Raw genomic sequence first — 20,922 nt, 5'->3', positions numbered from 1 at the left:
AATGGTTGGCTTCAATGATCCGTACCCTAATGCACAAGCGAGACGCTTGCGCTAGTAAGTAGTGACGGAAAGTGTTTTTTGGTGCGACATTTGGAAGAGTCGGGGGAAGGTGAATCTTGTAATGATACTCCAACCTGGAAACTATCAAATTTCAACTGGTTCAAGCGTCTCGCTTGGACTAAAATTGGTTCGTTTCAATGATCCGCCCCCCCCAATTGAACAACGCAAAAACGGGACGCTTGCGCTAGTAGGTAACGTAACTTCGGTATAAATATCCATTTTGGCCCGAATGCTTGATGAAGGTTCATGGTAATGAAATACATCCCGACCACTTCGCTATTCAATATTCCTTATTCAATCTTCGATATCCCAGGGGCTGATCTTAAAACAGCTACCATATTTTTCACTAATTTCGTGACCGAACTATCAACCCAAAAAAGATGACCGATGAATTGGTTACGCTCCACTCTGGGGATGAGTGAAGAAACCCCAGCCGGCAAAGAAGTGGCTGCCGGCTTCACCACTTTTCTAACCATGAGTTACATCCTGCTGGTGAACCCGATGATTTTGGGCGATGCAGGAATGGACTTTGATGCGGTACTTACGGCCACCGGTCTGGCCGCTTGCTTCGGTACGCTGCTGATGGCTTTCTGGGTAAAGGCACCGCTGGCTATGGCGCCCGGAATGGGACTCAACGCCTTTTTCGCCTACACGCTGGTGGTTGGCGAAGGCATCAGCTGGCAAACGGCCTTGGGCGTAGTATTTATCTCAGGCGTGGTATTTTTGGTGTTGACGCTAGCCGGCATCCGGGAGAAAATCGTGAACGCCATTCCTCTTTCGTTGCGACTGGCTATTCCGGCGGGTATCGGACTTTTTATCACCTTCATCGGCTTTCAAAACATGGGGCTGATTGTGCCGGATGAGGCCACCATGCTGGCTCTGGGGTCTTTTGGCCCTGAACTGCTGTTGGGTTTGGTTGGATTGCTGATCATTGTGATGCTGGAATCCAAAAAAATAAAAGGCTCCATTTTGATCGGGATTGTTGTGACAACGGCACTGGCTATTATCACCGGTCATGTACATTGGGATGGTTCGTTCTTTTCCATGCCGCCTTCTCCGGCGCCTGTAGCCTTTGAGCTGGATGTTTTGGGAGCCTTGCAGTGGGGGCTGGTTGGTGCAGTGTTCTCTTTTATGTTTGTGGATTTGTTTGATTCGGTAGGGACGCTGGTGGCCTGCTCTTACGAAGCCGACATGGTAGAGGAAGACGGTTCCATTCACAAAATTGATACGATGCTTGAGGCCGATGCGGCAGCAACGGTGTTCGGCTCCTTGATGGGTACCAGCACTACCACCACCTATATCGAATCAGCATCAGGCATTGAAGATGGAGGACGTACCGGCCTGACCGCACTGGTTACTGCTCTGCTTTTTTTAGCTGCATTATTTTTTAGTCCGTTGATAGCATTAGTGCCCGACTATGCCACAGCCCCGGCGCTTGTGGTTGTAGGGGTGTTCATGTTTCGCAACATCCGCCAAATTCCCCTGGATGACTGGGGCGACCTGGTTCCGGCTTTTCTGGCCATCATCCTGATGCCGCTCACCTACAGCATCAGCCTGGGACTCACTTTTGGTTTCCTGGCTTGGATATTCCTCAAAATAGGGTCAGGGAAGTTTAGCGAAATCGGATGGGTGATGTGGATTGTTGGGATATTGTCAGCTATTAATCTGGTGATTACGGGGATGTAGAGGAAAACTTTGTCCGACCGCTTATTTCAGTGATTTATGCAGGACTCTACGCTTCTGCGGTCTGAAGAATTAAGTTTATCTGAGAGGCCTTTGCAGCAACACCTCTCCCGGCTAAAGCCGTACTCTCCTCCCTGAAGTCTCGGAACTGGCAAGGAGAAACTTTTGTGGTGGTATTAAGATTTGCTCTTGAGTAAAGGCTAGGAGGCATAATTCTAGTTCGAAAACTTCGACATTCAATGTTCCTTGTTCAATGTTCGATATTCATTTGCTTAAGTGCTTCCACACAAGGAAATTGTGGAATCCTACTGAACTCTTTCTAACCCAATATAATCCTATGAGATTTTATCCATTATTGGTCTTTGTGATATTGATAAGTGTAGCCTGCCAACAGAAAGAATCCTCTCCTGAAACGGCGGACTTACCTGCAGATGTACAGGCCCTCTCGCTTATTGGGGATACACTTCAAACCAACATCCAGCCCTTGCCAGAAAAATTATCAAGCCGTATTGATTCCCTCAGTGCAGCAGCTTTGGCCGAGGGTGATACGGTAAATCACTTGATTTGGGAAGCCCGAAAAACGGCCTATTCCGGTGATTATCGTCAGGCTTTGGAAGAGTTTAGCGAAGCCATAGAATCCTATCCCGAAAACCCTTGGCTATATCGTCATCGCGGACACCGGTATTTAACGCTACGCCAATTTGATGAAGCCATCGATGACTTTCAAACAGCGGCTCAACTATTTGAAGGGCAGGAAGATCAAACCGAACCGGACGGTTTACCAAATGCGCAGGGCATTCCGCTTAGCTCGCTTCAAACCAATACCTGGTATCATCTGGGACTGGCCCATTATTTGAAAGGCGAATACGATCAGGCTAATTTGGCTTACGATGCGGGACTGCAGGTAGCCGATAACGACGATATGCGCGTGGCTTTCTTGTACTGGTACTATATGAGTCTGCGTAAAGTGGGCAACGACCTAAAAGCCGGTCAGTTGCTGGAACAGGTTTCTCCTGATTTAGACCTCATTGAAAACACCAGTTATCATGAATTGCTGATGGTCTTCAAAGGTGAATTCACCGAAAAAGAAGTGCTGGATGACGATAACTCTGCACTGGATAACGCCACTTTGGGTTATGGACTTGGGTTCTGGCATCACATCAACGGTCGGGAAGAACGAGCTTACGGTATTTGGGAAGATGTGGTTGAAAACGGCAACTGGGCAGCTTTTGGCTACATTGCCAGTGAAGCAGAACTGGCCCGCAGGTAATGAGTTGGTTTGTAGGTATTACGGGGCACAATCAATCCCTGAAAGAAAAAATTAAAGTTTTAGCTGGTGCTCCTCCGCTTTTAGAGGTCGAATTTGAGAGTTTATATCTCATCGGCGGAGGGCTGGAAAGTACCACCCATTACTACCGCAATCCTGAACAGCAAAAAGGCTGGTTGGCATCGGGAATAGGGATTAGTCAGACTGAAAATCCCCGGCTGATGAAAGCCAATGATTGGGAGAAAGCGGTATCTCAAGGAAAAGAATTTCTCCATCAGCTAAACGGGCATTTCGCAGTGGTGCAATGGGATGTAGATCGCCTTGAGTGCACTACCGACCAGCTGGGAATGCGTAACATATTTCTGCACGAAGGCGATGGGTTTACACTGTTTTCAACCCGACTGGATTGGCTCATGAAGCTGGTTCCAGAAGCGAACATTAACTGGGAACGATTTGGAAGCCGCTGGCTGGCTATCAATCAGTTTTCATCTCAGGGTTTCGTAAACGGCGTTCAGCGATTATCTCAGGGCGGACATGCGGTAGTGAAATCCGGGAAAATTGAAAAACTTACCAACCTGCGCTGGACTTGCGATTTTGCAGAAACTGAACCTGTAGCTTTCAAGCAATCTCTATTTAATTTCACTTCTTTACCCCTGAAAGAGAATCGAAAACTTTCTCTGGGACTTTCTGGCGGCATGGATTCACGCACGCTTTTTGCAAGCTTGCTGCAGGCGTCTGAGGAAGACTGGCGGTTACACACCTTTGGCGATCCTGATCATCCCGACTTGCATACCGCCGCCCAATTAAATCAGCCTTTTGGTCGAACGCAGCACATTTTTCATGAAGCCATTCCTCCTGCCGAAAAACTGGAAACCCTTATTCCTGATTTCATCGGACAAACCTTGTTTACGTCTTCTCCCTCACATTTGGTTGGGTTTCAGGCTTATCAGAAAATTTGTGAGTTGAACCTTGCCGTGGTAGATGGTGGTTTTGGAGAAATTGCCCGGCGCCGCTTTATGGTGTCGGTGATGCTGCGAGCCAAACAGGCTGTGCTCGATAAAGACGCTGAGACCTTGCTTCCGTATTTAACTCTGATTCGGGGTGATTTTTTTGTGGAGGAAGTCCGCCGGCAAATGCATCGGGGCTTCCGCGAAGAGCTTCAGCAGGAACTGGAGGCCATGCCCAATGCAGAAGATATTGGACTGGAAAACTGGCTGGATCTTTTTTCCATCCGCACGCGGGTTCCCAACGGGGCCGGGCCGGAGCAGGCACGATCCGATGCCCAGCTCTTTAACTACATGCCTTTTCTGCAGCCGCAACTTATTCGTCAGGCGCTGGGGCTACCACTTAGCTATCGCAAGAACGCTCGTTTGTTTCGTGAAATTATCCGTGAAAATGCACCGGAATTACAGAAAATTCCATTAGTAAAAGGCGATGTCAGCTATCCATACTGGATGGGAGATTTGAGTTCGGCCGTGTGGATGCGCATCAAACAAAAACTGGGAATGCAGTATCAATCCACCCGCCAGGCGGATTTTCTTTTTGAGATTGAAGAGTATGTAAGGGATTTAGCTCAATCCCAATCAGCAAGGGAATACCCAGCCTACAATCAACAAAAAGTACAACAGCTGGTCTCCGGTTTTTATGATGCAAAGAATACAAACCTGGCCGGTGAACTAAACTGGTGGCTGGCTTTTGAGGTGTTTCGCAGGGTGGGGGAGTAAAGTTTAGCACTCCAAGCCTTGGTCCCAACACCTCTCTCGGCTAAAGCCGTACTCTCCTCCATCGGAACGGGACAGGCAAAGGAGAGACTTATTCGGGGGATTTCTTGACTCCGTCCTGTTTCAAGCGTTCCGCTTGGATCAACCGGAAGCGAAGTGTAAGTTATGTGGCCCATGCCAACACCTTACAAGCGGGACGCTTGCGCTAGTAAGTGAAGGGATATTTTTATACTTCCAATACTTATTCCATTACTTTCGCCGGGAATGAACTTCAACATTCAATGTCCATTGTTTCCCGAATAAGTCGGGACAAGCGAATGTTCGATATTCACCGGGCATTACTCCGCTTTTTTATCCCGGAGCTTTTTCCAGGCATAGGCCCCGCCGGCTGCTGCCAGCAGCCCAAGGCCTCCGTCAATGGGAGCCTGTGAGGGAGCGGTGGACGGTAAGCCCGGTGGTTGACCGAATGCCAGAGTAGTCAGTATGAGTGAGATAAAGATTGTGAATAAAAGGATGAAGGAAATTTTCATGATAGAAGATGTTAAACGATTAATAGGGAATGATTTATTAGGCAACGCGGCTCATTCAACATTCATCATTCCTGATTTCTAATTACTTAATAAGGGTGAGTTTCCGGGTGATAACGGTGTTGCCGACCTTCAGGCGATATAGATATAATCCCGAAGCCAGGCTGCCCGCATCGAAACGAACGGTGTGTCTTCCAGCTTGCTTGGTTTCCCGGTTTATGAGCGTAGATACTTTTCGGCCCAGCAGGTCAAACACCTCCAGCGTGACTTCCGCATTTTTTGGGAGACCATAATTTATGTTGGTGCTGGGGTTGAACGGATTTGGATAGTTCTGTGCAAGCTCAACCATATCCGGGACATTCATTTCCTCCTCATTCGATACGACCGTAGAGGCGGTGATAATAAGGCTGAACCGAGCCGGATTGGCTTGTGATTTCTTCGGTTGAATAACAGTAGCCAGTGCGGGTGGAGACGCGGGGTTCAGAGTAGCTGTCTTTTTTGTCTTGCCTGCTATTATGGTGAAGTTATAGTCTTCCGCCAGGGGAGTAGTAATTTCAGTTTCCCGGTCATATAATTCTATCCTCCATGATTCCGGAAGGTTCGTATCTGTAAGTGAGAAGGTGTGAGCTCCGGCCTCTGTCGTATTCAACTCTAAAGGAATTTCCAAGGTCTCATTTGACAAAGGGAGGTGGTTGATGTCTAAGACTGCGGATTCATCAAGTACTGAAGCCAAGCTCACGTATTGGCTTGAAAGTGGGAGGAGTTTATAGGCGTCCGATGCATCAATTGTTAATTTGGCCGACTTTGAGAATTGGAACCATGCTTTGTTGGTAAAACCAGATTTACTGGCCACTTTGATGGAAAAATGGTGAGGATTGGGCTTGGCTACTTCTTTTCCCAGAAACTCTTCGGCGGTGTAGGTTTTTGCGCTGTCGGGAATTTCCAATGTGGCACTCTCTCCAAGCGTTTGTACAAAAAAGCCGTTATATGCTCCAATGGTTCCGCTAGTTAAACTGCCGGTGGAGCCATTCCAGGTTTTCCACTCAGAGGCATTGTGATCGTATACATAGACCGAGTTTGACAGACCGTTTTTGGTGACTGCATCCCAGTTGATATCATAGCGGAATGGGTTTCCGATAAGGGCAAATCCGTTTGCGTTTGGATTCAGGTATCTGGAAAGATCCTGGGTACCCAATGGTTCTATTCCTTTAACAGTCAGGGTTTTATGGAAGCCTGTATCCCCTTCCTCAGTATAATTATCATCACTGAAAACATATACCAGGGCGGCCGCTCCCGGCTGCATAGTGGTGTCCATACGGGAGAGCGCCTTCCAATTGGTGTTATCTCCATTTGCCGTAGTGGTATCCCAGGTAAACACATTGGGAGAGCCGTAATCAGGGGAGTCAGATCCTGGAAAGCCCTGCGTCCATAGATCGGATAGCAACGGGGCAAAACTGGAATCGGCCACCGGACTTGCCAGCAACCTCCAACCCTCCGTTCCTGTTAGAGTAAATTGCTCATTAATTCTATTATCGAGACCATATTTGGCATAGAGGTAATCTTCTATACGCCCGCGGTCAGCAGACGAAAGTATCGAATTGTAAATAATCACTTCCGATATATAGCCATTAAAGAAGTAGGTAGCATCAGCTCGCTTTCCAAGGAAAAGGTCTCCGGTATAGGAACTGTGTGCATTTGCAGAAACTTGCGACAAGGCTCTGTTCACTGCATTGAATGAGCTTGTTTCGGTTGCCCGGAAATTAAAAAGATAGGCAGTAGTGTCACTATATTCACCAATAGGCCCAAGATCATTATAATGGCTGGTTGTTGGAATAAACCGCCCGCCTGCAGAACCATTCAGGTGATACTCAAATTGCTCATTTCCTCCGGCCATCAAAAAATCTATTTCTGAATTCACAGTAGCTGAACGGGCAACGATAAACACCTCGTAATCAGAACTGCTGATGCCGAGATCAGCAGCTGAAGGCAAGGTTAACGAATTATCAGTTCCATCGAATAACACCCCGGGCTGGTTGTTGATCACACTGTCTACACGTTTGGGTTGATAGGCAGCCGTGCTTTCGTGGGCATCCAAACTATCGGCTAAATTGGCCCACACCGAAATGGTATCTCCGGATTGAGTAAAGCCCCTGCCGGCATCTAAATGGAGTGCAAGATCTGTGGTGGGGACTGGAGAACTGTAGGTGGTTAAACCGGGAATTTCGATGTGCTCTGCATAAGGGGCACTTGGGTCATCTACGCCATTTACACCTCGATTATAGTCCAAAATAGTACTGGAACCATCTTGGGCAGCAGTTAATACGGTACCATCATCAAGTAAAATTAATGAATGCTCTGCATCGTAAGCAATATTGACCGAAAAGCGTCCGTCTATTTTATCAGAAGTTAATAGAGTTGGTTCGGTGTAGTCAAGAAAGGTAAAAACATCAAAACCAACCGATCTTCCTTTCCCAAAACCAAATACTTCTCCATCTGCACTCAACAGTAAAGACCCATCAAAACCGCTTGCAACCTTTATGATTTTTTTATCGCTGATGTTTGAACTGCTGACTAGGGTCGGCGTGGGTGTATCTGTTTTCGAACCAACCCCCAATTCACCATTCGAATTTTCTCCGAAGCTAATAACCTTTCCACTTTCAGTAACTAATACAAAAAATATTCTGTCCTTCCGTTCTCCTCCTACCGATCCATAGATGATCTTTTCTGACGCTACCGTATTATGGGTGAGCGCGGTCGGTACATTCAGATTGGAAGAACCACCATGCCCCAGAAACCCATTTGCACCGTATCCAAAGGTAAAGGCAGTACCATCATCAGCCACCAGTAAACTGGAATAACCATTGGTGGCTACATGAATGATCTTTTTTCCGGACAAATTGGAATGAGTAAGCTGTGCGGGCTTATCCTGAAAACTGTTGTTCCCCAATCCAAGCTGACCATAATAATTATTGCCATACCCGTATACCGAACCATCTTCTGTTAGAATAAAGGTAACATTGACTGAATCCCGATAACCAACCACGATATCTTCTATGGTTTTATGACCATACATGGAGGCGTCTAATTTTACAGGCTGATATTTATCCATACTGTCTTTAATAGCCAGCTCACCCTGACTGTTTTTACCGAAGGCGTATAACTCGTTATTGCTGTTCAGAACGAATGATTGTCTGCCCCCGGCGAATATTTTTTTTGCCGCGTAACCTCCTAATTTTGATTTGCTTAACAACGTAGGAGTAGCCACCTCGGAAGTGGCTTTTCTGAGCAGCATTTCCTTCGGATACGAACTATTATTTCCAAAGGTGTAAAGTAGGCTATCCTTTGTAATTACATAGGTACGATATTGCGATGAAAAGATTTTTGAAACGGCTCTACCTTCCATTTGGGTATAGTCAAGTACCCGCGGATATACTTCTGCAGCAGGCCCTCTTCCTGTTCCGGATGGCATGTCAAGATATCGAAGACTCTTATCTGAAGCATTACCTCCGAAAACCCAAATGGAATCATCGTTTGTTTTGAAATACATAAACCCTGAATTTGAAGGGTATATATCTACCACTGTTTTCCCGGCAACAGAAGGACCTGTAATTTGTCCGGCTATCAGTTGACTGCCTTTGGATCGACCTATCTCATAACTGCTGTTTCCCCGGAAACTATATATTGTACCATCTGAAGCTAATAGCAGGGCGGTAAAATCAGCATCAAGATCTCTTAGTGCTATATCAACAATTTTTTTGGATGAAATATTGGTTTGGTCGATCAACTGTGGGGTACGTATGTCCCCTGCAGGTGAAGGATCAAACCCCAGAGCTGAATTTTTAAAACCTGCACTATATACTTTGCCGGAATCGGTTAGAAACAAACTCAGTCCATTCCCCGCAACTGCTTTCACCAATGAATCCCCGGTTGCCGGGAATATGTGATCGATTCGAACTGGGATATCCTGTGATACTGTACTACCAATACCCAATTCTCCATTGCTATTCCGCCCAAACGCCCAAATTTCTCCATTCTCCATATGTAAGAAGGTGTGCAGAGTGCTGGTAGAGACGCTTTTTACTTTTTTATCGGAAATACCTGTCACCAAAGTGGGCTTTGCAATGGGGTCAGTATTGGTCCCTGTTCCAATATGTCCATTTGCATTACTTCCCGACGTATAAACTTTACCTGAATCTGTGATGAAATACGTTGTTCGATCCCCCATCTCCACATCTACAATATTCAGCGTATCAAGGGTTGGACGAGATATTTCAGCCATATTTAGATAATTAATTGCGCCTCCACCCAGTTGGCTGAAATCATTTTCTCCTACACCCAACATACGGCCATCTGCTAAAAGTATGATCGCAGCTGATCCATCTTCATCGATTGCAAGATCAACGATCTTTTGTCCATTTAATAGTGACCGTTCTGCCAGTCCGGGTATATCAATTCGTTTGATGTCCTGCCCGGTGGAACCAAAATACCCGGCACCAAAAGTATAAAGTTCTCCTTTCTCTGTAAGAACCATGCTTTGGTTATAACCGGCAGCTATCTGGGCTTCCGTTTGCTGAGCTTGCGCAATGAAAGAAGTAATAAAAAATAAAAGCACCCCGAAAAAGCCCATTCGTAATAATAAATACATAGCGTGTTGAGTGAGTTAAAAATCCACTCAAAACCTATCTTTTTTTATCGGTTCAGGTGTGCCAACTTTCTGATTTAGTGTGCCAAATGTGGGTTTAAGGACGCTTATAGCCGTTTTATGTTAAAAGCCGTGGCACTCACGAACTGGTTCAAGCGTCCTGCTTGGACCAAACGGATGTGTGAAGTGACATCCTGTCTTATTCCAGCACCGCACAAGCGGGACGCTTGCGCTAGTGGGTAAAGGGGTATTTTTAATACCCTTTCTATCGCTTGCGAGATGGGCGGACTTCAATATTCAACGTTCCATATTGAATGTTCGATATTCAGCCTATGTACTGGTTCAAGCGTCCCGCTTGGACCAAACGAATGTGTGAAGTAAACATCCTGTACTATTCTAACACCGCACAAGCGGTACGCTTGCGCTAGGGGGTGAGGTAGTGGGAGATGGGCCGGACTGAATGGGTGTGGGAAACATCACCCCAAAGGATGCACTCCAAACCGGGTTTCATAGGCTTTGCGGAAGCTGCTGGCACTTTTATAGCCTACGGCATCGGCAAGCTCTGCCAGGCGGTAGTCTTTTTCATTGCGGTTCACCAGGTCGCGGGCGGCAGTCAGTCGGACTTCCCGGATCAGTTCGGAAGGCGTCATCCCCGTTTCTTTCTGGATATTCCGGTAAAGCGAACGACGGCTTTGGGGAAATTCACCCACCAGCCTGTCTACCGTGAGGTTGGAATCCGAAAAATGTTCCCGGATATATGAAATGAGTTGCTGCGTCAGCGTTTCTTCTTCATTATCAGAAGCCTCGGACATAGCACTGAGTCTCCGCTTGTAGTAGGTAAGCAGGTTACGTGATTTAAGCATCAGTTGCTCCGGTTCAAAGGGCTTAGTGATGTAATCTACCACCCCGATACGCAGTAACTCGGTTTTATCCTGCTCAAGAGATTTTGCGGTTAACACTATGACCGGTATTTCCTTCCATAAGTCATGTGCGGCTAATTTCTCAATCAGGCTTTTGCCATCCATATTGGGCATCATCAAATCGGTAATAATTAAATCGGGGCGAAGATCGCCTATCACCGATAATGCTTCTTCACCATCATTGGCCGTAGTTACTTCTCCGAGATCGGCCAGTATACCCTCCACATAGCTCCTCATATCCGCGTTATCTTCAACAAGCAGAATCCTACGGGTGATACGCTCCAGTCTTTCCAGCTTACTTTTTTCAGTTCTGTCTTCCACAAGTGGCGGAGCTTCGTGTTCAAAGTCTTCCAGCATGATAACGGGCGTGGTATCCTCAATTTTAGCAACCGGAAGGCTAAGCATAAAAGTGGCTCCCTGCGCAACATCTGGTTGAGCTACAATGTCACCACTATGTAAACGGGCTAGCGTACGGCTCAGTTCTAATCCAACTCCCATACCCTCCACATAGTCTTCCTCACTTCGTTCAATTCGGTGAAATCGTTCAAAAATCGCTTCCTCATCACCTGCCGGGATACCGGGACCAGTGTCAGATATTGTCAAAACAAACTGGTCATCCTTTACTTCCGCTTTTATAATAATTTTACCGCCGTTTGGGGTGAATTTGATGGCATTGGAAATCAGGTTATTGATCATGATTTCCACTTTGGAGCGGTCGGCAAATAATATCGCATCCTTGGTTTCATCTATGAATTCAAACTGATGGCCATGAAACTCAGCCAGTGATCGAAATGACTCCACTGAAAGGGAAGTAAGTTTTTCTGCAGGATAATATTTCTGCTTGAGTTTTAAGTGATTCTGATCTGATTTAGTAAGGTCAATGATCTGGTCTACCATATCCTTCAGCCGGATCATATTTCGGTTCATCACCAACAAATCTCTTTTTTTTATTTCATGATTCTCATCGTCCGAAAATTGCTGCAATGCTTTCTTTACCAGACCATGACTGATCGTTAGTGGCGTCCTAAATTCATGGGAAATGTTGGCAAACAGTCGGTCTTTCATGGCATCCAGCTCAAATAATCTTTCTGCTTCCTGCAGTTTCAATTGCTCCATTTCGCGGCGGACACGGTAATTGGATAAGGTGCGAACCGAAAATACAAGTCCACCGATGATCACAATTAAATATAATCCATAGGCCAGGTTTGATAAGTACCAGGGAGCCGCTATAGTAATTGCGTATGATACCGGCGCGGATACCTGCTGTACAAAATTTTTGGTTTGAACCGTCAGTGAATAGGTGCCGGGGAAGAAACTGTTTACACTCACTTCGGGTTCGGCACGCCAACCCGACCATTCGCCTCCATCTACTTTTTTATAACGGAATTCATTTTTTTCGGGAAAGCGGTAGGATGTGGAGGCCAGGGTGATTCCGATGTTGCGCTGGTCATAGGGGATTTCTTTAACCTGACCTGAATGACTTAACAGTTGCTGATCAAACAAGGACTGAATTTGCCATATATATACCTCCGGGGCGCTACGGTCGAACTGCACATTTAAATCCCGGTACATCACCGATTCGGTCGAACCTACCCATAAATGCGGCCCGTTTATTTCAATAAAATCCCCGAAATGATCCGGTGAAATCTCAAATTCGGTATCTCTTTTTTCCCATTCATTCCTCGATGTTTTCTCTAATTGAATAATGCCGCGGTAGTCGCTGGTAATGTAGTTCACCCAATAATTCCCGGCCTCATCTACTGATAAGTATTCACCCCAGCCACCCAGCTCGTCATTTAATACATCATACTTGATAAGCCGATCAGACTGTACATCATATTTCATAAATCCGCTGTTTGAGTTGATGATCAACTCTCCATTTTGAAGGGTGGGTTCGTAGGAATCACTGGGAAGCAGGCCGTCTTCCCTTTCATATTTTTTTTGGCTGAACCGATTGGTTTTGGCGTCGTAGGTCACCTTTACCAACTGGCCTTGTACGCCTCCTGCCCAAAAGGTGTGCTCGTTAGTTACCACCAGGGAATACACATAAAAAGCGGCTACATCCAAGGTGCCCTCATGTTTCCATTGTCCATTTTGCATGGCCAGCAGTTCCACACCGTTACTGGTTACTACCAGGATTTTATCCTCTCCAAAAGGTCGCAGAAAATAGGTTTCAATATTAAAAAGCCGTGTTAGCTCCCGCCCGTCAATGCGATATATGCCTGAATTTCCTGCCGTCCAAAGTTCTCCTTCAACCACCTGAAAATCCCAGTAGGGAGATGGCGAAGGACTTATTTGAGTGAATACATCCAGCGGAGAAGCATCAAGCATTTGCTGAAACGGATATTCCTGAACATACAAGCCGTCTATTGAGCCAATGTAAAACTGATCCCGGAAGTGAGTAATCTGCAAAGCATCCCCAAAGCCAAAAATTTCCCCACTTATATGCCGCACGGGAACACCGGTATGCACTTTGGTTATGCTTTCATTTCCTGAAATCCAGAGGTCCTCGTTATGGTCGATATATAACGAATTGTGAATATTTTCTACCAAACCGGTTTTGGAGGCCAACAGGTATTCAAACGATCCGTTTTGATCAATTACAACCGTTCCGCCATCATCCGTTGAAACAGCTATTGAACCATTACGGAAGATGGCGATATCAGAGGGGACATGTTCAATCAGGTAGGCATTTACAGAGGTTTCAAATTCCTGAAATGATACGCCGTCAAATTGCACGAGCCCACGGTTTCGGTCGGTAATTAACAGAGATTGTTGCCATGCAACGGACGCGGTAACCCCAAGCATGTCTTCTTCGGGGCTACTTCCAATCCATTCGGGTTCTCCGTTGCTATTCAGTTTTAATACCCTGCCATCGTTCCCAAAAACAAACAGTGCATTTTGCCATACACTTATGTGCGTAATCCGGAAAGATTGATTGTCCATAAATTCGTACACGGCTTCAGCTAAGCCTGCTTTCTGTGTTTCTGGATGGTATTGAAACAAGTACAAATCATTCAGGAAAAAGACCCTTCCATTAAATTCTTCTATGGCGGTGATGTTACTGAAATCACGAAGACTATCAGGCAATAATGCGGTTAACGACTTATAAACAAATAGGGCAGAGTCGGACCGTTGAAAATATCCGATATTGGAAAAGCTGCCCGACCATATTTTCGAGCTGTCAATTTTGCTTCGTTTAAGGGATGAAATAAAGGAGATGTCTTCAGCTCCAAAAATTCTCCATTTGCTGTCAGCGTGCTGGAGCATACCCCCGGAATTGGCAATGAGCATGCTGCCGTCATTCCATTGCGTGATCCACCGGTTTTGTTGTTCTCCGGGATAATCTGCAGGTGTGAAAACCTTAAAATAGGGCATTCCCGAATGTATGGTTTGATTGGTTTCCTGGGCCGAAATTTCACCCCATAAAAAGACCCCAAATAGCAGACCAATAACCAGCTGTACCTTATCCAATGAATCGACCCTTTTAATTTGATGTGGCGACCGAATATAGCTTTATCAAGCTACAAATAATAAAAAACCGGATTGACGTAGGAGATTATTCATTGTTTGTAACAACTGTGATAAATATTGAAAGTTTGATATTCACTCGTCTGTATTCTGGTTCAAGCGTCTCGCTTGGACCAACGCAGGTATGAAAAAATATCTTACCTAATTTGAAGCCAAACAAGCTGGATGCTTGCGTTAGGCGTTTTTCTTTAATTTCCAATGATTCTTCCATAGCTTATGCAACAGGGAGTCTGCACAGAGTTGGGGAATCATGATGCGCACTCGAATACCGAACAGGCAACGGAGAGACTTATTCGGGGTGTAATTAATATATTTTTTAAAATATCGAACAAGATCAAGAAACCCAGTTCCGGAAAACTTTGAGATTGAATGTTCGGTATTCGAGAGATTTTTCTTATTGGCCCGCTTCCATCACCCGGCTCGTTCTATTTGATAGATTGTTGCCTGTACCAGCTGAGCCGAATGATGGAGCTGTAGCTTAAAATCCATCGTTACGTTTTTTCGGAAACTCGGCTGAAATGGCATCAGTTCGAAATTGAATGTTCAGTATTCAATATTCGATATTCAAAAGTTCACCTTCCTCCTTTTTCCTCCCAAAATTTTGCCACACTTTTTGTACATTGGTGCGACCGTAAAACCGACGTCGATATGTCAGAAACCTACCGCGCACTTACAAGAAAATACCGGCCTACTTCTTTTGACGATATTGTCTCGCAGGAGCATGTGAGCAATACCATCAAAAATGCCATTAAGCAAAACAGGCTTTCGCATGCCTATATGTTTTGTGGTCCGCGCGGCGTGGGTAAAACAACAATGGCCCGCGTGCTTGCCCGCACCATCAACGAGATTGACACCAGTGTGGACGGCGAGTCGCTGAACCAGACGCTGAACATCGTGGAGATGGATGCCGCTTCCAATAACAAAGTGGATGACGTGCATCACCTGCGGGAAAGCGTTCGCATTCCGCCTCAGAACGGGAAGTACAAAGTATTTATCGTGGATGAGGTGCACATGCTCTCCAAGGCAGCTTTTAACGCACTGCTGAAAACGCTGGAAGAGCCCCCCGAGCACGCCATCTTTATTTTCGCGACGACGGAACCGCACAAAGTACTCCCCACGATTTTATCCCGCGTACAACGTTTTGATTTTAAGCGGATCTCGGTGAATGAAATTGTGCAGCGCCTTCGCAAGATTTCTTTGGATGAGGATATTTCCATTGATGATGAATCGCTGCACGTAATTGCCAAGAAAGCTGACGGCGCGTTGCGTGATGCGCTTGGGCTGATGGATCAGGCGATTGCTTTTTGCGGGGATACCATCACCCATGACGAGCTGCTGCAAGCACTGAACGTAGTAGGCTCCGAGCGACTGTTCCAGTTTATGGAATGTGTGAAAAACCACGATGCCGATGCCGGTCTTTCGCTTATTGATACGCTGTTGCAGGAAGGTTATGACATTCAGGAATATTTAATCGGACTGACCGAGCACCTGCGCAACCTGTACATTGCTCATGAAACGGAGCAGTTGTATTTGGTGGAAGAATCCGAAGAGACGAAGAAACGTTATCAGCAGACGGCCAAGCATTTTTCGCGGGATGATTTGATGCGGATGTTGCACATCATCAGCGAGGCGCAGATTAAACTGAAGGACGCGAGTCAGCCCCGCATACAGTTTGAGATTACCCTGCTGAAGCTCATCCACATGGAGCGCTCGGAAAAATTAAGTGAACTGTTGGCTGGTCTTGAGGAGTTAAAAAAAAACTCCGGTAACTTCGTAAGCCCCTCTGAAAACGGCTCAAGCCAAGAAAAAACAACGGCTGAGGCGAAAGCTGAACAGAATGCAAACGGCCAGGATGCTTCTGAAGCAGAAGAGCCTAAACAGGTTCAGGCAACCCCGGAAAGAAACGGGCAACAGGCTTCGGTAGATCAAGAACCGGCACCGGAATCTGAACCCGAATTACAGCATGAGGCTAAAGCAGATAATTCGGCTGAAGAGGAGCCATCAGAAACCAATAGTGTCGAAGAGTCTTCTGATGAGCAGTACGAAGAAGAGTTTGAAGTGGAAGAACCTGATTACGAAGAGCCGGCAATGGAGCCAGAGCCGGAAGAAGACGAGGATGACGAATTTGATATAGGTGCTCCCGCTATTGTAACCAATCTTTCCAAAAAAGCAGGTGTTGCGGTAAAGCCCTCAAGGCCGAAACGGGAAGCGGCAGCTGCGGCATCATTCCCGCAAAAAGAAGAAAAACCGGCGCCTGAGAAAATTACGGCAGAATATGTGCAGGAGCAGTGGGTTAATTATGTGAACTCGCTGGAAGATGAATTCCCCAAGCTGCTGCAAATGCAGGTGGAGCGTGTGAAAGTGCTGAAGCTGAAGGGCAAGGATTTATACCTGGAATGTGAAAGCCAATTTTCGCATAAGATTCTGGAGGAACAGAAAACGGACCTGCAGAAGAAATTGAAGGAATGCGTGGGCACCTTGCTGCGTTTTAATATCTCGGTGGCGAAACAAAGTGAAAAAGATAAGCCGATGAGCGTGTACGAGCGCTTTAAGCAAATCCAGCAGAAGGATCCGATTATCAAAGATATCGTGGATATTTTCGGCGCCGAGCTGGAATACTAATTTTTAACCGCAGAGAACACGGAGATGGCGCGGAGTTCGCAAGGTAATTATTCCGCGGTCTTTGCGAAACCTTAGCGCCCTTGGCGGTTAGCATATTTTGTGTTTTCGTGATTTAGTGGCAAGAAAAAGAATTTAATTAACTCAAATATAGAACAATGAGCAATTTTAATATGGCCGATATGTTCGGCAAGATTCAGGAAATGCAATCGAAAATGGAAGAGGCGCAGGAAGGCCTCAAAGATGTAATCGTGGAGGCTGAAGCCGGCGGCGGCATGGTGAAGGTGAAAGCCAACGGACAGCGCCAGGTGATTTCCATTGAAATGGATAAAGACGTTGTTGACCCTGAAGACAAGGAGATGCTGGAAGACCTGATTGTGGCGGGCGTGAACAAGGCGTTGGAGAAGGCCGAAGAAGCTTCCAAAGAAAAAATGCAGGAGATGTACAAAGGCATGATTCCCGGCGGCGGCATCCCCGGCATGGACATGTCAAAACTCGGACTCTAAATTAGTTACAAGGTTCAAGGTGTTAGGTACAAGAAGTACTTGAGCCTTGCGCCTAACATCTTGCCACTTACTACATGCAGATAACTTCAGAATATTTGGAGCGGGCGATTGAACAGCTCGCCAAGCTTCCCGGTACGGGACGGAAATCGGCCCAGCGCATTGCCATTCACTTGCTGAAACAGAATGACGACTACGCGCTGAACTTGGCCCAGGCTATCGTGGACCTCAAGGAAAAAGTAACCCGCTGCTCGGTATGCGGCAATGTGAGCGATTCCGATCCGTGCAAAATTTGCGATAACCCCAAGCGCGATCCTTCGGCCATTTGTGTGGTGGAGGAATTTAATGATGTGTATATCATCGAGAAATCCAATGAGTTTCGCGGGCGCTACCATGTGCTGGGCGGGGTGATTTCTCCCATGGATAACATCGGTCCGGATAAGTTGCGTATTCAGGAACTGCTGAAACGGGTCGGGGAGGATGATGAAATCAAAGAGGTGATTCTGGCTCTAAATCCCGACGCCGAAGGGGAAGCGACGTCTTATTACATCAACAAGTTGCTGAAGAATTACGAAGTGGATGTAACGCGCATCGCCTATGGAATCCCGATGGGTACCGAGTTGGAATTTATTGATGAGGCTACACTCAGCCGGGCCTTTGCCAGCCGGAATTCTTTTTGATTTATTATTGATGATTTTTGACGGATGATTGATTTCGTTCTGGTGCAGAGCGTAGGAGCGAGAAAATGGCTCTCCATCTGACGGCTTCAAGCCCGTCTGATGGATTGTTTGATTATGGTATGATTCGTTGATTTTCCCTTGGTCAGACGGGCTTTAGCCATGGGGCTAAAAGAAATATTATTGCCAAGAATAGTCCTCCCTTGAGGGAGGTGGATTGCGACGCGAATGCGGAGCAAGACGGAGGGTGTTAGTGCAAGTGCGTAATTTGCTTAATTTAGAACTTTATAGCTTTTGGCACCAACACCTCTCCCGGCTAAAGCCGTACTCTCCTCAAGGAGAGACTTTTACTTTTTTAATTCGAATATTGGAAGTGAATCACCACCTGACTACATAAGCTCTGCGCTTATCCCGCACAAACTTGTTGGGGTTTGCCCCTTACTTTTACGAAATTTTTAATCTCCAATTTCTCATTTTTGTTCAAATAATAATTCCGCGTTCTTTGCGTGACCTTTGCGCCCTCTGCGGTTAAAATTACGAAGCATGAAAAAACTACTGACTCTTTTCCTTATCACCCTATTCCCTTATTCCCTAATCCACGCCCAGGGAAGTGACTACTGGCAACAACACGTGGATTACACCATGGAAATTGATGTGGATGCTGAGAATCATCAATATGCCGGTAAGCAGACGCTGGTGTACACCAATAATTCCCCTGAAACGCTGGACCGCGTGTACTATCATCTCTACTTCAACGCTTTTCAGCCGGGTAGCATGATGGATGTACGCTCCCATACTATCGAAGATCCCGACCGGCGCGTACAGGACCGCATCTATCATCTCAGCGAAGATGAAATCGGTTATCAAAGAGTACGCAGCCTTACGCAAGATGGTGATCCCGTGGAATACACCACCGATGGAACCGTATTGGTGGTAGAGCTGAACGACCCAATCGAGCCCGGAGAGATGGCGACTTTCAAAATGGAGTGGGACGCCCAGGTGCCGCTGCAAATCCGTCGCTCGGGCTGGAATAACGCAGAGGGCGTGGAGTTTTCCATGAGTCAGTGGTACCCTAAACTGGCTGAATACGACCACCAGGGATGGCATCCAAATGAATATGTGGGACGCGAGTTTCATGCTCCTTTTGGCAACTTTGATGTGAAAATTACCATCGACCAGAATTATGTGCTGGGTGGAACCGGTATCCTGCAAAATCCCAATGAAATTGGATATGGATACGAAGAGGAAGGCGCGGAAGTAAACCGCCCCTCTGGTGATAAAATGACCTGGCACTTTCAGGCCAACAACGTGATTGACTTCTTCTGGGGCGCAGATCCTGACTTCAAACATGTAACCGCCCAGGTTCCAGATGGACCGAAGCTGCACTTCTTGTATCAGCAGCCCGCTGTTGTAGAAGAAGCTTCAGAGCAAGAAAATGCCCAGTACACTGAAAACTGGGAGCAGCTGGTGGATTACACCATCGGTGCTTTTGAATATGCGAACGAGCATTTTGGGGAATATCCGTATCCCCAGTACACCAACCTGCAAGGGGGCGACGGTGGCATGGAATACCCAATGGGAACTTTGATTACCGGTGGAAGAAGCCTTCAAAGTTTGGTTGGGGTGATGGTGCATGAGATGTATCACAGCTGGTACCAGAATGTAATAGCTACCAATGAAAGTCTGTACGAATGGATGGATGAGGGCTTTACCAGTTTTGCCTCGGCCGAAACGATGGCCCACCTGTTTAACAGGGAAGGAAATGTGCATTCAGGTTCTTACCGAAGCTACAATTACATTGTGGAAAGCGGGAAAGAAGAACCCATGACTACTCATGCCGATCACTACAATACCAATTCAGCTTATGGTGTGGCAGCTTATTCCAAAGGCGCTGTTTTTCTAAATCAGCTGGAATACATTATAGGAGAAAAAGCATTTCGTGACGGGATGAAGCAGTATCATCAGGACTGGAAAATGAAGCACCCCACCGATCTCGATTTTCTTCAGGTGATGGAAAAAGAATCCGGTATGATACTGGATTGGTATTACGAGTACTTTGTACAAACCACTAAAACCATTGACTACGGCATCAATTCCGTAATTGGCACGCCGGTAGAAACCAAAGTGATGCTGGAGCGTGTGGACCTGATGCCGATGCCGCTGGATATCGTGGTGGAATACAAAGACGGCAGCAAGGAGATGTTTTACATTCCTCTGCGTATGATGCGCAATGAAAAGCCGGCGGAGAACGAGATGGAACGCACCGTATTGGAAGACTGGCCGTGGGTTGAACCCGACTACCACTTCACTATTGATGCTCCTGCTTCCGAAATCAAAACCATCACCATTGATCCTACCGATCGTTTAGCTGATCTAAACGAAAAGAATGATGTATTTGATGTAGAAGCTCTCCTGGAAGATTAGAGAATTTCTTTTCTTAGAATAATTTCAAAGGCACAGTTAACCGCTGTGCCTTTTTTGTTTGGGCATAGCCAACGGTTAAAACCCGGCACTTCAGTATTCGGAAGAAATCTAGTGACTAAAATAATGGGTCATTCAGAGGGTACTCCCGAAGAACCTTAGCCAGAAAATAATTACCAACAGGCCAAAGATATTGATCTAAGAGTCACTGGAAAAAGTGGTTCAGGGAATTGGCTGGATAGGCTCCGCAAAATGAAAGATCCTTCGAAAGTATTCTCAGGATGACCGTGTGGATAGAATACAGGGGCTTTCAGTGCAGGAGTTTAGTTGACCTCCAGCTCTTCGGTCCGA

General features: G+C 46.3%; 10 protein-coding genes. 7 read left to right on the top strand and 3 right to left on the bottom strand.

Annotation, left to right across the window (positions count from 1 at the left end):
- Positions 1 to 447 precede the first annotated feature (447 nt).
- The 3 genes from FN815_RS05245 (at position 448) to FN815_RS05235 (ending at position 4,734) form a co-directional block, all read left to right on the top strand.
- On the top strand, positions 448 to 1,746 hold the full coding sequence (locus FN815_RS05245) for an NCS2 family permease (RefSeq protein ID WP_142453565.1): 1,299 nt from the start codon (positions 448 to 450) through the stop codon (positions 1,744 to 1,746).
- Positions 1,747 to 2,080: 334 nt separating this feature from the next.
- Positions 2,081 to 3,013 (top strand): tetratricopeptide repeat protein, encoded by a 933-nt coding sequence (locus FN815_RS05240; RefSeq protein WP_142453564.1) that lies wholly within the window; start codon positions 2,081 to 2,083, stop codon positions 3,011 to 3,013.
- Complete coding sequence (locus FN815_RS05235) at positions 3,013 to 4,734, top strand: adenine nucleotide alpha hydrolase family protein (protein ID WP_142453563.1); 1,722 nt, start codon at positions 3,013 to 3,015, stop codon at positions 4,732 to 4,734. The genes FN815_RS05240 and FN815_RS05235 overlap by 1 nt, the downstream gene beginning before the upstream one ends.
- Positions 4,735 to 5,069: 335 nt before the next feature.
- On the opposite strand, the gene FN815_RS05230 is transcribed toward FN815_RS05235, so the two are convergent.
- The 3 genes from FN815_RS05230 to FN815_RS05220 all read right to left on the bottom strand — a co-directional run bounded on the left by FN815_RS05230 (position 5,070) and on the right by FN815_RS05220 (position 14,294).
- The gene (locus FN815_RS05230) at positions 5,070 to 5,261 is read right to left on the bottom strand and encodes a PID-CTERM protein-sorting domain-containing protein (protein ID WP_142453562.1); all 192 of its coding nucleotides are present in this window, start codon (positions 5,259 to 5,261) and stop codon (positions 5,070 to 5,072) included.
- 82 nt (positions 5,262 to 5,343) lie between these two features.
- On the bottom strand, positions 5,344 to 9,903 hold the full coding sequence (locus FN815_RS05225) for a T9SS type A sorting domain-containing protein (RefSeq protein ID WP_142453561.1): 4,560 nt from the start codon (positions 9,901 to 9,903) through the stop codon (positions 5,344 to 5,346).
- 473 nt (positions 9,904 to 10,376) lie between these two features.
- Entirely contained in the window at positions 10,377 to 14,294 is a 3,918-nt protein-coding gene (locus tag FN815_RS05220; protein ID WP_142453560.1) for a response regulator, read from the bottom strand.
- 705 nt (positions 14,295 to 14,999) lie between these two features.
- Here FN815_RS05220 and dnaX point away from each other — a divergent pair.
- The 4 genes from dnaX (at position 15,000) to FN815_RS05200 (ending at position 20,574) form a co-directional block, all read left to right on the top strand.
- A complete protein-coding gene (gene dnaX / locus FN815_RS05215) occupies positions 15,000 to 16,973 on the top strand; it encodes a DNA polymerase III subunit gamma/tau (RefSeq protein WP_142453559.1) in 1,974 nt (657 codons plus the stop codon).
- Between the two features lie 155 nt (positions 16,974 to 17,128).
- Complete coding sequence (locus tag FN815_RS05210; RefSeq protein WP_142453558.1) at positions 17,129 to 17,476, top strand: YbaB/EbfC family nucleoid-associated protein; 348 nt, start codon at positions 17,129 to 17,131, stop codon at positions 17,474 to 17,476.
- 74 nt (positions 17,477 to 17,550) lie between these two features.
- Positions 17,551 to 18,153 carry a recombination mediator RecR gene (recR, locus tag FN815_RS05205; protein WP_142453557.1) on the top strand — a complete coding sequence of 201 codons (603 nt, stop codon included), beginning with the start codon at positions 17,551 to 17,553 and terminating at the stop codon, positions 18,151 to 18,153.
- 540 nt (positions 18,154 to 18,693) lie between these two features.
- On the top strand, positions 18,694 to 20,574 hold the full coding sequence (locus tag FN815_RS05200; protein ID WP_142453556.1) for a M1 family metallopeptidase: 1,881 nt from the start codon (positions 18,694 to 18,696) through the stop codon (positions 20,572 to 20,574).
- The last annotated feature ends 348 nt before the right edge of the window (positions 20,575 to 20,922 follow it).

It is taken from the genome of Gracilimonas mengyeensis, assembly GCF_900182705.1.
In the GTDB taxonomy this organism is placed as follows: Bacteria; Bacteroidota; Rhodothermia; order Balneolales; family Balneolaceae; genus Gracilimonas; species Gracilimonas mengyeensis.
Note: the sequence above shows the minus strand (reverse complement) of the source record. Positions and strands in the feature narration are given on the sequence as shown.

Coding starts and splice junctions, on each gene's coding strand:
- FN815_RS05245 (WP_142453565.1), top strand. CDS start 448: ATGAATTGGTTACGCTCCACTCTGGGGATGAGTGAAGAAACCCCAGCC.
- FN815_RS05240 (WP_142453564.1), top strand. CDS start 2,081: ATGAGATTTTATCCATTATTGGTCTTTGTGATATTGATAAGTGTAGCC.
- FN815_RS05235 (WP_142453563.1), top strand. CDS start 3,013: ATGAGTTGGTTTGTAGGTATTACGGGGCACAATCAATCCCTGAAAGAA.
- FN815_RS05230 (WP_142453562.1), bottom strand. CDS start 5,261: ATGAAAATTTCCTTCATCCTTTTATTCACAATCTTTATCTCACTCATA.
- FN815_RS05225 (WP_142453561.1), bottom strand. CDS start 9,903: ATGTATTTATTATTACGAATGGGCTTTTTCGGGGTGCTTTTATTTTTT.
- dnaX (WP_142453559.1), top strand. CDS start 15,000: ATGTCAGAAACCTACCGCGCACTTACAAGAAAATACCGGCCTACTTCT.
- FN815_RS05210 (WP_142453558.1), top strand. CDS start 17,129: ATGAGCAATTTTAATATGGCCGATATGTTCGGCAAGATTCAGGAAATG.
- recR (WP_142453557.1), top strand. CDS start 17,551: ATGCAGATAACTTCAGAATATTTGGAGCGGGCGATTGAACAGCTCGCC.
- FN815_RS05200 (WP_142453556.1), top strand. CDS start 18,694: ATGAAAAAACTACTGACTCTTTTCCTTATCACCCTATTCCCTTATTCC.